Source organism: Streptomyces sp. NPDC001108 (assembly GCF_053598535.1).
The window spans coordinates 634,731-649,473 of record NZ_JBSFKL010000003.1; the positions used below are offsets into that span (position 1 = coordinate 634,731).

General features: G+C 71.0%; 15 protein-coding genes. 10 read left to right on the forward strand and 5 right to left on the reverse strand.

All coding sequences use genetic code 11. The annotated features are described in order from the left end of the window. Positions 1-25 precede the first annotated feature (25 nt). Positions 26-1,519, reverse strand: a complete 1,494-nt coding sequence (miaB, locus tag ACWC97_RS11275; protein WP_450648824.1) for a tRNA (N6-isopentenyl adenosine(37)-C2)-methylthiotransferase MiaB — start codon at positions 1,517-1,519, stop codon at positions 26-28. A gap of 130 nt (positions 1,520-1,649) precedes the next feature. On the opposite strand from miaB, the gene ACWC97_RS11280 reads away from it, so the two are divergent. After that, a complete protein-coding gene (locus ACWC97_RS11280; RefSeq protein ID WP_352279546.1) occupies positions 1,650-2,648 on the forward strand; it encodes a TAXI family TRAP transporter solute-binding subunit in 999 nt (332 codons plus the stop codon). Positions 2,649-2,654: 6 nt separating this feature from the next. Here the strand turns inward: ACWC97_RS11280 and ACWC97_RS11285 are convergent, their stop codons facing one another. Both ACWC97_RS11285 and ACWC97_RS11290 read right to left on the reverse strand, forming a co-directional pair. Continuing rightward, the gene (locus ACWC97_RS11285) at positions 2,655-4,055 is read right to left on the reverse strand and encodes a sensor histidine kinase (RefSeq protein ID WP_352279547.1); all 1,401 of its coding nucleotides are present in this window, start codon (positions 4,053-4,055) and stop codon (positions 2,655-2,657) included. Between the two features lie 15 nt (positions 4,056-4,070). After that, a complete protein-coding gene (locus ACWC97_RS11290; RefSeq protein WP_352279548.1) occupies positions 4,071-4,763 on the reverse strand; it encodes a response regulator transcription factor in 693 nt (230 codons plus the stop codon). 360 nt (positions 4,764-5,123) lie between these two features. On the opposite strand from ACWC97_RS11290, the gene ACWC97_RS11295 reads away from it, so the two are divergent. The 9 genes from ACWC97_RS11295 (at position 5,124) to ACWC97_RS11335 (ending at position 12,717) form a co-directional block, all read left to right on the forward strand. Then, the gene (locus tag ACWC97_RS11295) at positions 5,124-5,909 is read left to right on the forward strand and encodes an amino acid ABC transporter ATP-binding protein (RefSeq protein WP_352279549.1); all 786 of its coding nucleotides are present in this window, start codon (positions 5,124-5,126) and stop codon (positions 5,907-5,909) included. Positions 5,910-5,978: 69 nt separating this feature from the next. Further along, positions 5,979-6,812, forward strand: a complete 834-nt coding sequence (locus tag ACWC97_RS11300) for a glutamate ABC transporter substrate-binding protein (protein ID WP_450648771.1) — start codon at positions 5,979-5,981, stop codon at positions 6,810-6,812. A gap of 75 nt (positions 6,813-6,887) precedes the next feature. Beyond that, complete coding sequence (locus ACWC97_RS11305) at positions 6,888-7,553, forward strand: amino acid ABC transporter permease (protein ID WP_352279553.1); 666 nt, start codon at positions 6,888-6,890, stop codon at positions 7,551-7,553. Beyond that, positions 7,550-8,449: an amino acid ABC transporter permease gene (locus ACWC97_RS11310; RefSeq protein WP_450648773.1), complete on the forward strand. Its 900-nt coding sequence runs from the start codon at positions 7,550-7,552 to the stop codon at positions 8,447-8,449. The genes ACWC97_RS11305 and ACWC97_RS11310 overlap by 4 nt, the downstream gene beginning before the upstream one ends. A 212-nt stretch (positions 8,450-8,661) precedes the next feature. Then, entirely contained in the window at positions 8,662-10,281 is a 1,620-nt protein-coding gene (locus tag ACWC97_RS11315) for an FAD-dependent monooxygenase (RefSeq protein WP_450648775.1), read from the forward strand. A gap of 47 nt (positions 10,282-10,328) precedes the next feature. Further along, on the forward strand, positions 10,329-10,400 hold the full coding sequence (locus ACWC97_RS11320) for a putative leader peptide (protein ID WP_309544753.1): 72 nt from the start codon (positions 10,329-10,331) through the stop codon (positions 10,398-10,400). 189 nt (positions 10,401-10,589) lie between these two features. Further along, positions 10,590-11,138 (forward strand): cupin domain-containing protein, encoded by a 549-nt coding sequence (locus ACWC97_RS11325; protein ID WP_352279558.1) that lies wholly within the window; start codon positions 10,590-10,592, stop codon positions 11,136-11,138. Next, a complete protein-coding gene (locus ACWC97_RS11330; protein ID WP_450648777.1) occupies positions 11,135-11,566 on the forward strand; it encodes a rhodanese-like domain-containing protein in 432 nt (143 codons plus the stop codon). Before ACWC97_RS11325 ends, ACWC97_RS11330 begins: the two co-directional genes overlap by 4 nt. Positions 11,567-12,021: 455 nt before the next feature. Further along, complete coding sequence (locus ACWC97_RS11335) at positions 12,022-12,717, forward strand: DUF6197 family protein (protein ID WP_450648779.1); 696 nt, start codon at positions 12,022-12,024, stop codon at positions 12,715-12,717. A gap of 150 nt (positions 12,718-12,867) precedes the next feature. Here ACWC97_RS11335 and recX read toward each other — a convergent pair whose 3' ends face one another. Further along, positions 12,868-13,569, reverse strand: coding sequence for a recombination regulator RecX (gene recX, locus ACWC97_RS11340; RefSeq protein WP_385205285.1), 702 nt, complete (start codon positions 13,567-13,569; stop codon positions 12,868-12,870). A 10-nt stretch (positions 13,570-13,579) separates the two neighbouring features. Further along, positions 13,580-14,698: a recombinase RecA gene (recA, locus tag ACWC97_RS11345; protein WP_352279564.1), complete on the reverse strand. Its 1,119-nt coding sequence runs from the start codon at positions 14,696-14,698 to the stop codon at positions 13,580-13,582. Between the last annotated feature and the right edge of the window lie 45 nt (positions 14,699-14,743).

Consider the following 14,743-nt stretch of genomic DNA (forward strand, 5'->3'; position numbering starts at 1 on the left):
AGCTCCGCCGCCGCGTCCCGTCGGGTCAGTCGCAGCCGCAGCCGGGGGCCGTGGCGGCGGGCAGCGGCGCGGGGGCCCCGATGCCCGGCAGCCCGAGCATCACTCCGGCGGGCTTGGCGGCCTCGGCGGCGTTGCGCTTCTCCCAGGCGTCCCCGGCGCGGGTGCGCCGCACGGCGACCGGGGAGCCCTCGGCGAGCAGGTGGTGCGGGGCGGCGTAGGTGATCTCGACGGTCACCACGTCGCCGGGGCGCACCTCTCCGTCCGGCTTGGTGAAGTGGACCAGGCGGTTGTCGGGGGCACGGCCGGAGAGGCGGTGGGTGGCACCGTCCTTGCGGCCCTCGCCCTCCGCGACCATGATCTCCAGGGTCCGGCCGACCTGCTTCTTGTTCTCCTCCCAGGAGATCTCCTCCTGGAGCGCCGACAGCCGCATGTAGCGCTCCTGCACGACCTCCTTGGGGATCTGGTCCGCCATCTCGGCGGCGGGCGTCCCGGGGCGCTTGGAGTACTGGAAGGTGAAGGCGTTGGCGAACCGTGCCTCGCGGACCGTGTGCATGGTCTGCTCGAAGTCCTCCTCGGTCTCGCCGGGGAAGCCCACGATGATGTCGGTGGAGATGGCGGCGTCCGGCATCGCGGCGCGCACCTTCTCGATGATGCCCAGGAAGCGTTCCTGCCGGTAGGAGCGGCGCATCGCCTTGAGGACGGTGTCGGAGCCCGACTGGAGCGGCATGTGGAGCTGCGGCATCACGTTGGGGGTCTCGGCCATCGCGGCGATCACGTCGTCCGTGAAGTCGCGGGGGTGCGGCGAGGTGAAGCGGACCCGCTCCAGCCCCTCGATCCGCCCGCAGGCGCGGAGCAGCTTGGAGAACGCCTCGCGGTCACCGATGTCGGAGCCGTACGCGTTCACGTTCTGGCCGAGCAGGGTGATCTCGGAGACGCCCTCGGCGACCAGGGCCTCGATCTCGGCGAGGATGTCGCCGGTGCGGCGGTCCTTCTCCTTGCCGCGGAGCGCGGGGACGATGCAGAAGGTGCAGGTGTTGTTGCAGCCGACGGAGATCGAGACCCATGCCGCGTACGCGGACTCGCGGCGGGTGGGGAGCGTGGAGGGGAACGCCTCCAGGGATTCGGCGATCTCGATCTGCGCCTCCTCCTGGATGCGGGCGCGCTCCAGCAGGACGGGCAGCTTGCCGATGTTGTGCGTACCGAAGACGACGTCGACCCAGGGGGCGCGCTGGACGATGGTGTCGCGGTCCTTCTGCGCCAGGCAGCCGCCGACGGCGATCTGCATGCCGGGGCGCCTGGTCTTCATGGGGGCGAGGCGGCCGAGGTTCCCGTAGAGCTTGTTGTCGGCGTTCTCCCGCACCGCGCAGGTGTTGAAGACGACGACGTCGGCGTCGCCGTCCGAGCCCTCGGCGGCCCGTACGTACCCGGCGCCCTCCAGCAGCCCGGACAGCCGCTCGGAGTCGTGGACGTTCATCTGGCACCCGTAGGTGCGCACCTCGTACGTCTTCAAACCGTCCACTACTCCACCAGCCACGTCGTTGCCGCTCACCCGTCAAGGGTAAGGGCTGCGCCGACCGCCCCCGTGTGGGATACCCGACCGCTGGGCGACGGCCCTGGTCATCGCGGGGACGGGCTGGCAGGATCGCGCCATGCTCCAGGCCCTCTCCCGCGTCGGCGGACGACGTGTTCTCCAGGCGTGCGCCGCCGCCGTCGTCGTGTCCGGGCTGCTGCTGTGGTGGCTGGCGCCGTTCGGGACGCCCGCGCCGACCGGCACGCTGACCTTCAGCACCGGTGTCCGCAGCGGCGTCTACCAGCGCTACGGCGAGCGTCTGATGGGGGATCTCGCCCGCGACCTGCCCAAGGTGTCGATAGAACTGCAGACCAGCGAGGGTTCGCAGCAGAACATCGCGCGGGTGGCGACCGGCCGGGCGGACTTCACCATCGCCACCGCCGACGCCCTCGCCACCTATCTGCGCGACGGCAAGCCCGGCGCCAACACGCTGCGGGGCTGTGTGCGGCTGTACGACGACTACATCCAGCTGGTCGTGCCGCGCGACTCCGATGTGCGCCGGGTCGCCGATCTGCGCGGCAAGCGGGTCGGGGTGGGGCAGGAGGGCTCGGGGGTCCGGCTGGTCGCCGACCGGCTGATGACGGCGGCGGGGCTCGACCCCGCGCACGACGTGGTGCCGGTCCCCTCGGGCATCGACACCATGCCCGCGGAGCTGGAGAGCGGGCGGCTGGAGGCCTTCTTCTGGTCCGGCGGGCTGCCCACCACCGCCGTGCAGGAGCTGTCGAACAGGTTCCGGATCCGGCTGGTGCCGCTGGAGGCCGCGCTCGTCAAGGAGCTCCAGGCGGCGGGCGGCTCCGCGCGCTACTACCGTTCGGCCACGATGCCCGCCGACGCGTACCGCAATGTGCAGCAGGGCCAGGCCGTGCCGACGGTCGCGGTCGCCAATGTGCTGGTGACCACGGAGCGTTCGAACGCGGCGCTGACCGAGGCGTTCACCCGGACCGTGATCGACAGCCGGGACCGGATCGGGCGCGAGGTGCACGCGGCGCAGCTGGTGGACCTGCGGACCGCGATCTACACCGATCCGCTGCCGCTGCACGAGGGCGCCAGCCGCTACTACCGCTCGGTCAAGCCCTGACCCGGCTCAGGGCCTTTCGTTCGGGCCGTTGCGGGGCACCGTGACCGTCACGCGCAGCCCGTGCGGTGCGTTGGCCTCGTAGCCGACGGAGCCGCCGCCGGCCGCCAGGAGCGCCTGGGCGATGGAGAGGCCGAGTCCGGAGCCCTGGATGTTCTGGTGCCGGGTGCTGCGCCAGAAGCGGTCGCCGATCCGGTCCATCTCCTGCGGGGTGAGGCCGGGGCCGTGGTCGGCGACGACGACCGTGACGGCGTCGGGCCCCGCCGAGACGGTGACGACGACCTCCTCCTTCGCCGGGGTGAACTTCAGGGCGTTGTCGACGATCGCGTCCAGGGCGCTGGAGAGCGCGATGGGGTCCGTCCAGGCGGTGACCGCGGCCGAGCCGTCCACCCGGAGCCGTACGCCCTTCTCCTCGGCGACCGGGCGCCAGGACGCGACCCGCTCCGCGGTGAGCGCGCCGATGTCCGTGAGCTGGAGGTCGGCCGCGGCGTGCTCGGCCAGGGCGAGGTCGAGCAGGTCGTCGAGGACCTGGCCCAGGCGCTTGCCCTCGGTGCGCACGGAGGCGATCTCCTCGTTGCCCTCGGGCAGTTCGAGCGCGAGGAGCTCGATCCGCAGCAGCAGCGCGGCGAGGGGGTTGCGCAGCTGGTGCGAGGCGTCGGCGACGAAGGCGCGCTGCTGCTCCAGCACGGTCTCGACGTTGTCGGCCATCTCGTTGAACGACCGGGCCAGCCGTCTGAGTTCCGGCGGTCCGCCGGAGGACACCACCCGCGAGCGCATCCGCCCGCTGGCGATGTCGTGGGTGGCCGCGTCCAGGGTCCGCACCGGGAGCAGCACCCAGCCGGTGAGCCGTATCGCGGCGCCCACCGCCACCAGCATCGCGACCGCCTCGCCCGCCGCGATGAGCAGCCAGCCGCGCAGGGTGCGGGCGCGCAGCTCGTCGGTGGGCGAGTCGAGGACCACGACGGCGACGACGTCACCGTCCCGTACGACGGGTGAGGCGACGACGACCCGGCCGTCCTGCCAGGGCCAGACCTGCGGCGGGTCGTGGCTGCGCCGGCCGAGCAGGGCCTCCTTGAACGCCTCGCGCCCCTCCCCCTCGATCGGGAGCTGCCAGGCCGCGGGGGCCTTGGCCATGGCGGAGTCGTCGCGGTAGAAGACCCCGGCGCGGATGCCGTAGACCGCGGCGTAGATGTCGAGTTCGTTGCGCAGGGTACGGCGGCGCTCGTCGTATCCGGCCCCGCGCTCGGTGATGAACTGGGCGAGCGCGGCGAACCGCGCCGTGTCGTCGATGCGGTCGATGACGACCCGCTGCTGCTGGGCCGCCGCCACGCTGACGGCCAGCGGGAAGCCGAGGGCGAGCAGCACGGCGGCCATGAGCACGATGAGCAGGGGAAGGAGCCGGGTGCGCACCTGGGACGTACGCCTCTACGCGGACGGGGCGACGAGCCGGTAGCCGACCCCGCGCACCGTCTCGATCAGTGCGGGCAGCCGCAGTTTGGACCTGAGGGAGGCGACGTGCACTTCCAGCGTGCGCCCCGTCCCCTCCCAGCTGGTCCGCCACACCTCGCTGATGATCTGCTCCCGGCGGAACACCACACCGGGCCGCTGGGCGAGCAGCGCGAGCAGGTCGAACTCCTTGCGGGTGAGCTGGACTTCGGATCCGTCGACGCTGACCCGGCGGGTCGGCAGCTCGATCCGCACATGCCCCAGGAGCAGTGCGGCGACGGGCGTCGAGGCGGTGTCCTCGCCGCTGGTGTTGCGCCGGCTGACGGCGTGGATGCGGGCGAGGAGTTCGCCGGTGTCGTACGGCTTGACGACGTAGTCGTCGGCGCCGAGGTTGAGCCCGTGGATGCGTGAGCGCACGTCGGAGCGGGCGGTCACCATGATGACCGGGGTGGAGGTCCGCTTGCGGATCTTCCCGCACACCTCGTAGCCGTCCTGGTCGGGCAGGCCGAGGTCGAGGAGGACCACGCCGAACGGCTCCGTCTCGGCGGGCAGCAGCGCCTGGAGCGCCTCCTCGCCGCTGCGCGCGTGCACGACGCGGAAGCCGTGCCGGGCCAGGATGGCGGAGAGGGCCGCGGCGACGTGGTTGTCGTCCTCGACGAGCAGCAGTCTCACGGGCCTCCTCCTTCGGGCGTGCCGATGCGCGGGGCGCCGGTGCGGTCCGGCGGACGATCGGTGCGGTCTCGGTACGCTCCCCGTCACTTCCCCGTACCGGGGTGTTCCACGTCAGGACGTACCAGGGCATCCACTCCGATGAGGGGCCGCCGCGTCAAGACCCGGCCGCCGCATCCGGCCATCCGTTATCCAGCCGGTACGCCGGGGAGGCGGCCGGGGGCCGCTCCTTCACACCCCGTGTCCGCACGCCCCCGGATCGTTGTCCTCATCGTTATCCTCAATTTCCGCTCAGATGTAATGACGGTGGTAGCACCGCCTCCCTATGGTCCTTCCAACCGAGGAGGACGGAGCAAGAGGCCGATGAGCGGAGATTCAGTCACGAAGGGCGCCGGGGACGCCACGCCCGCGGCGGACGACCTTGTCGTACTGAGCAACATCAACAAGCACTTCGGCGCGCTGCATGTGCTCCAGGACATCGATCTGACCATCGCCCGCGGCGAGGTCGTGGTCGTGATCGGGCCGTCCGGGTCCGGGAAGTCGACGCTGTGCCGCACGATCAACCGCCTGGAGACGGTCGACTCGGGCGCCATCACGATCGACGGCAAGCCGCTGCCCCAGGAGGGCAAGGAGCTGGCGAGGCTGCGTGCCGATGTCGGCATGGTCTTCCAGTCGTTCAATCTCTTCGCGCACAAGACGGTGCTCGAGAACGTGATGCTGGGCCAGATCAAGGTCCGCAGGACCGACAAGAAGGCCGCCGAGGAGAAGGCCCGTTCGCTCCTGGAGCGGGTGGGTGTGGCCACGCAGGCCGACAAGTACCCCGCCCAGCTCTCCGGCGGACAGCAGCAACGTGTGGCCATCGCGCGGGCGTTGGCGATGGACCCGAAGGTGATCCTCTTCGACGAGCCCACGTCGGCGCTCGACCCGGAGATGATCAACGAGGTGCTGGAGGTCATGCAGCAGCTCGCGCGGGACGGCATGACGATGGTCGTCGTCACCCATGAGATGGGCTTCGCGCGCTCGGCCGCGAACCGGGTCGTCTTCATGGCCGACGGAAAGATCGTCGAAGAGGCCACGCCCGACCAGTTCTTCAGCAACCCGCGCAGCGACCGGGCCAAGGACTTCCTGTCGAAGATCCTGCACCACTGATCGCTCCCGCGCCCACCGGCACCGCACCGGCTGATCACTCACATCGCGTCAAACCTAGGGAAACCCACCATGCAGCTTCGTAAGGTCACCGCCGCCTCGGCCGCCGTGCTCGCTCTCGCCGTCACCGCCACCGCCTGTGGTTCCGACAAGGACGGCGGCTCGGGCGACGGCAAGAAGATCACCATCGGCATCAAGATCGACCAGCCCGGTATCGGCCTGAAGACCCCGGACGGCAAGTACACCGGCTTCGACATCGACGTCGCCACGTACGTCGCCAAGGAGCTCGGCTACGACGCCAAGAACATCGTCTTCAAGGAGACCAAGAGCGCCGACCGCGAGACCGCGATCGACCGCGGCGACGTGAAGTTCATCGCCGCCTCCTACTCGATCAACGACGAGCGGCTGCAGAAGGTCGACTTCGCGGGCCCGTACCTCCTCGCCCACCAGGACATCCTGGTCCGCGCCGACGACGACTCGATCAAGTCCCCGGCCGACCTGAACAACAAGAAGCTGTGCTCGGTCACCGGCTCGACCTCCGCGCAGAACGTCCACGACAAGCTGGCGCCGAAGGCCCAGCTCCAGGAGTACGGCGGCTACTCGGAGTGCCTGACCGGCCTGGAGAACAAGGTCATCGACGCCCTGACGACCGATGACAGCATCCTGGCGGGCTACGCCTCCCAGAAGGAGTTCCAGGGCAAGTTCAAGCTGGCCGGCTTCAAGATGACCAACGAGAACTACGGCATCGGCCTGAAGAAGGGTGACGCCGACCTCAAGAAGAAGATCAACGACGCGCTCACCAAGATGGTCTCGGACGGTTCCTGGGACAAGGCCGTGAAGGACAACTTCGGCCCGGCGAACTACAAGAACGAGCCCGCCCCGAAGATCGGCAACGTCGTCAAGTGATGCAGGGCTGACCGGGCGCGCCGTCCTTGACCGACGGCGCGCCGTGCCCTCCGACACGCGGAAGCGCGGGAGATCGTGTTCGACTTTCTTGAAGGTTATGACCTGCTGGGGGCCTTCTGGGTGACGGTGCAACTCACCGTCCTCTCCGCCCTCGGCGCCCTGATATGGGGAACGCTACTGGCCGGAATGAAGGTCAGCCCGGTCCCCCTGATGCGCGGCTTCGCCACCGCCTACGTGAACGTGGTCCGGAACATTCCGCTGACCGTGCTCATCGTGTTCTCGTCGCTCGGGCTGTACCAGACGCTGGCCATCTCACTCGGTGCCGACACGGTCGACACCATCAACTTCCGGCTGGCCGTGCTCGCCCTGGTCGCCTACACGGCCGCCTTCGTCTGCGAGGCGCTGCGCTCGGGCATCAACACCGTGCCGGTCGGCCAGGCCGAGGCGGCACGTGCGCTCGGGCTGAGCTTCACCCAGGTACTGCGGCTGATCATTCTTCCCCAGGCGTTCCGTGCGGTGGTCAATCCGTTGTCCAACGTACTGATCGCGCTGACGAAGAACACCACGGTCGCCTCCGCGATCGGTGTCGCCGAGGCCTCGTACCTGATGAAGGGCATGATCGAGAACGAGGCCCAGCTGATCCTGATCTCGCTGGTCTTCGCGTTCGGCTTCGTCGTCCTGACCCTCCCGACCGGCCTGATCCTCGGCTGGGTGAGCAAGAAGGTGGCGGTGAAGCGATGAGCTCCGTCCTCTACGACGCCCAGGGGCCGCGCGCCAAGCAGCGCAACATCCTCTACACGGTGCTGTTCTTGCTGGCCGCCGCGGCCGTGGTGTGGTGGGTCTACACCAGCCTGAACGAGAAGCACCAGCTCGACTGGATCAAGTGGAAGCCCTTCTTCACCAGCGTCCAGCCATGGGAGACGTACATCTGGCCGGGGCTCCAGAACACGCTCAAGGCGGCGTTCTTCGCCCTGCTCATCGCGCTGCCGTTGGGTGCCCTGTTCGGTGTCGGCCGGCTGTCGGACCACCGCTGGGTACGGGTTCCGGCCGGAGTCGTCGTGGAGCTCTTCCGCGCCGTGCCGGTGCTCATCCTGATGATCGTGGCGAACGCGGTGTACGCGGAGTACACCACCATCGACACCGATGTGCGCCCGCTGTACGCCGTGGTGACCGGTCTGGTGCTGTACAACTTCTCGGTGCTCGCGGAGATCGTGCGGGCCGGGATCGAGACCCTGCCGAAGGGTCAGGCGGAGGCCGCCAAGGCCCTCGGCATGCGCAAGAGCCAGATCATGATGTCCGTGCTGCTGCCGCAGGCGGTGACGGCCATGCTGCCGGCGATCGTCAGCCAGCTCGTCGTCATCATGAAGGACACCGCGCTCGGCGGCGCCATGATGACCTTCAGCGAGCTGCTGGCCTCGGTCCGCCCGATGAGCGCGAACTACGGTGCCAACACCATCGCGTGCTTCACGATCGTCGCGGTGATCTTCGTACTGGTGAACTTCGCGCTCACCTCCTTCGCGAGCTGGCTGGAGCGGTGGCTCCGGCGCGCGAAGAAGAGCAAGGGCACCGCGCCGGGAGGCGCGTCGCCCAGCGTCGGCGAGCCGTCGCTCGTCGTCGACGACGGACGCGCCGTCTGACGGTTCGTCGAGATGTCCGCCCGAGGGGCGGTGGCCGGTCGGCCGCCGCCCCTCTGCGCCGTCCGGTGTCGCTTGACGCGGGCACCGGCAGTAGGTTGCATACGTTCTGTGATCGCGCCCCCCGCCCCCGCCGCCACACGTCCGCCGCCGTCCGCCGACCCCGTTGCCCGCGCATTCCCGGCACCGTCCGTACGGATCCGAGGAGGCGCGCCGTGGAGCCGGTGATCGTCGTCGGCGCCGGGCCGGTCGGCCTCGCGCTGTCGCTGGCGCTCGCGGCGCAGGGGGTGCGCTGTGTGCTGCTCGACGAGGACCCGGGCAAGGACGAAACCCGGCCCGCGCGCACCGTGGTGCTGCGCGAGGACACCGCCGCGCTGGTGGAGCGGCTGGGCTGCAAGGCGCTGGAGCAGGAGGGTCTGCGCTGGTCGGGGTGGCGGTCGATGCGCCGCAAACAGGTGGTGCGCGAGCTGGCGCTCGGCGAGGCCGCGCCCGGGGTCGGGGACGACCGGATCCCGGCCCCCGTCCATCTGCCGCAGCACGTCCTGACCCGCGGGCTGCGGGACGCGGTCACCGCGCAGGAGCTCGTGCAGGTGGTCCCGTACAGCCGGATCGACACGCTGGAGCAGGACGCGACCGGGGTCACGGTGCACACCAGGGAGCCCAACGCGACCTGGTGGCGCGGGAGTTACCTGGTGGGTTGCGACGGTGCCCGGTCCACCGTCCGCAAGCTCCTCGACATCCGGTTCCCCGGGCGCACGGCGGTGGAGCGGCATGCCGTCGCGGCGCTGCGCACCGAACTTCCCTGGCCGGGGCAGGCCGTACTGCACCGGCTGCCCCCGTGGCGCAGCGGCGGCGACGAAGTGACGGCGCGTCCCCTGCCGGACGGCGTCTGGCGGCTGGACTGGCTGCTTCCGCCGCGCGGCGAACTGGTCACGCCGGACGCCCTGATCACCCGGGTCCGGGACACCCTGGCGGGCTGGTGCGGCGAGACACCGCCGTACGAGCTGCTGGACACGGGCGTGTACACCCTGCACCACCGGCTCGCCCTGCGCTGGCGGGCCGACCGGGCGTTCCTGGCCGGGGACGCCGCGCATCTGCTGGGCGCGCTGGGCACGCAGGGGCTCGACGAGGGGCTGCGCGACGTCGAGAACCTGGCCTGGAAGCTGGCCGAGGCATGGCACCACGGCGCCGCCGACGTGCTGCTCGACAGCTACCAGGCCGAGCGCCGGACCGCGGTCGCCGCCCGGCTGCGCGCCGCGGACCAGTCGCTGCCGATACTGCGTGGCGGCGGAGGGCTGCGGACGCTGGTTCCCGGCAGCTCCCGGGGACACGACTTGCTGCTCACCGACGGTCATCTGGGCTGCGGCCCACTCGGCGCGCCCCCTTCGTACTCCTCTTCACCTCTCGCGCCCGCGCGTACGGAGGCGCACGTCTCCGTACGTACGCCCCCCGGTGCGCCGGTGACCGATGTGCGGGTCACCGCTCCCGACGGCACGACGGCGTGGCTGAGGGAACGGCTGGGGCAGGGGCGGCTGCTGGTGGTGCTGGTGGCGCCCGGTACCGGAGTGTGGGACCGGCGCCACTGGATGACGGCCGGTGTGATGCCCCGCCTGGTCGAGGCGGTCGACGCGCTGCCGATGAAGGGGGAGCTGCTGGTGACCGAGAGCTACCCCGGGGCGTCGGCCCACACCGTCCTGCTGGTGCGGCCGGACGGCCACCTGGTGACGTCGTTCGGCGGCGTGCGGCCGCAGGAGCTCTCCGCGGCGGCGGAGGCGGTGCGCGGCGGAGCGACGGCCGACTCCGCACTCCCCGACCGGACTGCGAACATCAATTGACCGCCGCAGGCGCGCATGGTGTACTCCGGAACGTGACCGACACCGATGTGCGCCTGTGGCGGAGGGTCCATATGGACCTGGTCCGCTATGCGGGCTGCGTGTGTCGTCCGTCCTGCTGAATCGCCTTTCCGCTGCCCCGCCGTGCGTGCTGCCCGCCGCGCGGACGGGCATCCTCGCGAACCTTCAGGACGGTCTCCGTGTCTTCCTCCACGTCACCTTCCGTAACCGTGCCCGCGTCCGGTTCGGCCCCCGCAATCGCTTCTGATCCTTCTGCGGCTTCTGTTTCTCCTGCGGTTTCCGTGGGCTCCGTGCCCCGGCCGGCACCGGTTCCCGCCACGGGTAGCTCCGGCACCGCGACCGGTGCGGGCCCGACCGCTGCGGAGCTCCTCGATTTCGTCCGCCGCGTCGCCGCCGATCCCGCGACGGTGGCCTCGCTCCCCCTCGACCCCGAGGACCGCACCTGGGTCCGGCTCGACGGCCCCGGTGGCAGTGAGGCATGGCTGATCGGCTGGCCGCCGGGGACCGGCACCGGCTGGCACGACCACGCCGACTCGGTCGGCGCGTTCACCACGGCGGCGGGCACGCTCAGGGAACGGTCCCTGGCCGCGCGGCTGCCCACCGACGGCTGGAAGACCCTCGAACTGACCGAGGGAATCGACCGCTCACGGGAGCTGCCCACCGGCCGGGGCCGCGCGTTCGGCCGCCACCACGTCCATGAGGTGCTGAACGAGTCGGCCACGGAGCACGCCGTCTCCGTCCACGCGTACTACCCGCCGCTGCCGCGCATCCGGCGCTACAGCCGCGCGGGTGATCTGCTCCGGCTGGAGCAGATCGAGCAGCCGGAGGACTGGCGATGAGCGGCGGCGTGAGCGACGACGGCATCCGGCGGGACGGTGGTACGGAGCCGGTCGGGATCGACGAACTGCTGGAACGGGTCCGGTCGCGGTTCGACAGGGTCGGCCCGCACGAGGCGGCGGCTGCGGCCTCCGACGGAGCCCTGCTCGTGGACATCCGGTACGCGGAGCTGCGGGAACGCGACGGACTGATCCCGGGGGCGCTGGTCGTCGAGCGCAACGAGCTGGAGTGGCGGCTCGATCCGCAGGGCAGCCACCGGGCCCAACAGGCCGTCAGCCACGATCTCCCGATCGTGGTCATCTGCGACGAGGGGTACGCGTCGAGCCTGGCCGCGGCTTCCCTGCACCAACTGGGTCTGCACCGGGCGACGGACCTGATCGGCGGCTTCCAGGCTTGGCGCGCGGCGGGTCTGCCCGTCGTCGGGACGTAGGAAACCAGGACAGGAGAACCGGTACGGGAGAGCCGGTACGGGAGAGCCGGCCGTGAGGACCGGGCCCGGAAGTCGGCGGACCTGGTTGCCCGAGGGCCGGCGGGGAGAAGCCGACGAGTGAAAGCCGGTCCGCGAGGGGGCTGGGGCTGGCACGCGGAACGGTGCGGGTGGGGCCCTGGAGCCCGGCGCGCACCGTTCACGCGCGGGACCTTCCGAAGCCCCTCGGGCCCCTCGGAACCCGGCCCGCCCTCCGATCCGAGCCCCGGACCCTCCGCCCGTCCCGTGCCGCCTCCCGCCTCCCCCTCGCCGCCTTCGGGGCTACCTCCATTTGCCGTCGGCCGTTCCCCCCTGGTCGCACCGACACACCCGAACGCCTCGCTCCGGTGGAGCGATCCCCTTCCCCGACCGACATTCACCTCGACGCCAAGGACCGACATGACGGAGACCACGCACCGATGCCGACCCCCGCCCCCGCGCTCCCCCTCACCCCCGACCAGCTCGACGCCCACGCGGCCCGCCTCCACGACACCGAGGCCTGGCAGCAGATCGTCAGCGGCTGGGGCATCACGGCCCCCGACCCCCTGTACCCGGACGCCCCCGGCTCCGTATCGCCGCCCGGCCCGGACACCGCTCCCCGACCCGGCCCCGGACGGCCCGCTTCCTCGGATCGTCGGCCTGCCGACTGGCGGGATCTGCTGTCCGTTCCGGTCGAACGGCTCATCGCCGAATCCGTCCGTGCCCTGCCCGCTCCCGCGCCGCGCGAACGGCCGCTGCCCGGCCGTCTGGGTGCGGTCCTCCCCGACCGGTTCCACTCCTGGCGGCGCATCGGCCGACCGGATGTGCCGCCCTCCGTCCATCTCGCCCACGCCCGGGAAATCCTCACCGAGTGGGGTTGGCAGAACACCCCGTACCGGCTCCGCAACGCCCGTGGCGCACGGTGCGTCTGCGGCGCCCTGCTCACCGCGCACCGACTGGGCCACGGCTCCCTCGACACCGTGGACCGGGCCGGTGCCTGGCTCATCACCGAGCTCCGCGCCCAGGGCTGGACCGGGCTGATCGGCCCCTGGAACCGCTACCCCGGCCGCACCGCCGCAGATGCGCTCGCCCTGATCGACGCCACCATCACCCGCGCCGCCCGCGCCGGGCAATGACCATCGCCGTTCCTCCCGCGCTCGGCCGCTCCCACGCCTCTCGGCCCGCGAGCTCTCGCACCACCCTCACGGCCGGGCACGCCTGATCACGTCAGATCCGGCCTGGTCCGGTCGGCAGGATCGGGTCCGGTCCAGTCCGATCCGGCCCGGTCAGAAAGGCTCGTCCAACCCCTCCGTGTCCTCCCCCTCCTCCTCAAGCGCCTGCCGCACCACGCGCAGGGCCATGCCCTCCCCGTATCCCTTGCGCGCGAGCATGCCCGCCAGACGGCGCAGCCGCTTGTCCCGCTCCAGGCCCCGGGTGGACCGGAGCTTCCGCGCGACCAGCTCCCGGGCGGTGGCCTCCTCCTGCTCGGAGTCCAGCTGCCCGACGGCTTCGTCGATGACCGCCGCGTCGACCCCCTTGGTACGCAGCTCGCGGACGAGGGCCCGGCGGGCCAGGCCCCGGCCGTGGTGCCGGGACTCCACCCAGGCGTCCGCGAACGCCGCGTCGTCGATCAGCCCGACGTCCTCGAAGCGCGAGAGGACTTCCTCCGCCGCCTCGTCCGGGATCTCCCGCTTGCGCAGGGCGTCCGCGAGCTGCTTGCGGGTGCGCGGCGTCCCGGTGAGCAGTCGCAGGCAGATGTTGCGCGCCTGCTCGACCGGGTCTCGCGGCTCCCCCTTCTCGGCCCTCGACGAGGAAGGGGAGCCGCTGCTTCTGGTACGGGAGCGGGTGCCACGGCCCGCCCCCTCGCCGAACCCGGTCTCCGGCTCGTACGCGCCCCCGGGCCCGGCCGTGTACCCGGTGGGAGAGCCCTGGCCGGGACCGGTGGACGGGTCGGTGGCGTCGGCCGGCCACTCCGTACGACGTGTCACGGCGCAGGCCCTAGCTCTTGGCCGCCGCGGTCTTGGCCGGCTTGGTCTTGCCGGCCGGAGCCGCCGCCTTCGCACTGTCGGCCGGAGCAGCCGCACCGGCCGCCGCCTCCGCACCGGCCCCGGCCTCCTCGGGCCTGACACCGATGCCCAGCTTCACCAGGATCTTCTTCTCGATCTCGTTGGCGAGATCGGGGTTGTCCTTGAGGAAGTTGCGGGCGTTCTCCTTGCCCTGGCCGAGCTGGTCGCCCTCGTAGGTGTACCAGGCTCCCGCCTTGCGGACGAAGCCGTGCTCCACGCCCATGTCGATCAGACCGCCCTCACGGCTGATGCCCTGGCCGTAGAGGATGTCGAACTCGGCCTGCTTGAAGGGCGGCGCGACCTTGTTCTTGACGATCTTGACGCGGGTGCGGTTGCCGACGGCGTCGGTGCCGTCCTTCAGCGTCTCGATGCGACGGATGTCCAGGCGCACCGAGGCGTAGAACTTGAGCGCGCGGCCACCGGTCGTGGTCTCCGGCGAGCCGAACATCACACCGATCTTCTCGCGGAGCTGGTTGATGAAGATCGCGGTGGTCTTGGACTGGTTGAGCGCGCTGGTGATCTTACGGAGCGCCTGGCTCATCAGACGGGCCTGGAGACCCACGTGCGAGTCGCCCATCTCACCCTCGATCTCCGCGCGCGGCACGAGCGCCGCGACGGAGTCGATGACGATCAGGTCGAGGGCACCGGAGCGGACCAGCATGTCCACGATCTCCAGGGCCTGCTCACCGTTGTCCGGCTGCGACAGGATGAGGTTGTCGATGTCGACACCGAGCTTCTTCGCGTACTCGGGGTCGAGGGCGTGCTCCGCGTCGATGAAGGCGACCGAGCCGCCCTGCTTCTGCGCGTTCGCCACCGCGTGCAGCGTCAGCGTCGTCTTACCGGAGGACTCCGGCCCGTACACCTCCACCACACGGCCGCGCGGCAGGCCGCCGACCCCGAGGGCCACGTCGAGGGCGGTCGACCCGGTGGGGATCACTTCGATGGGCTCGTTCGGCCGCTCGCCGAGGCGCATCACCGCGCCCTTGCCGAATTGCCGTTCAATCTGTGCGAGTGCGGCGTCCAGCGCCTTCTCGCGGTCGGTTCCTGCCATGGGTTCCACCCGATTTGCTTGAGTCGATCGCTTCACGTCAAAGAC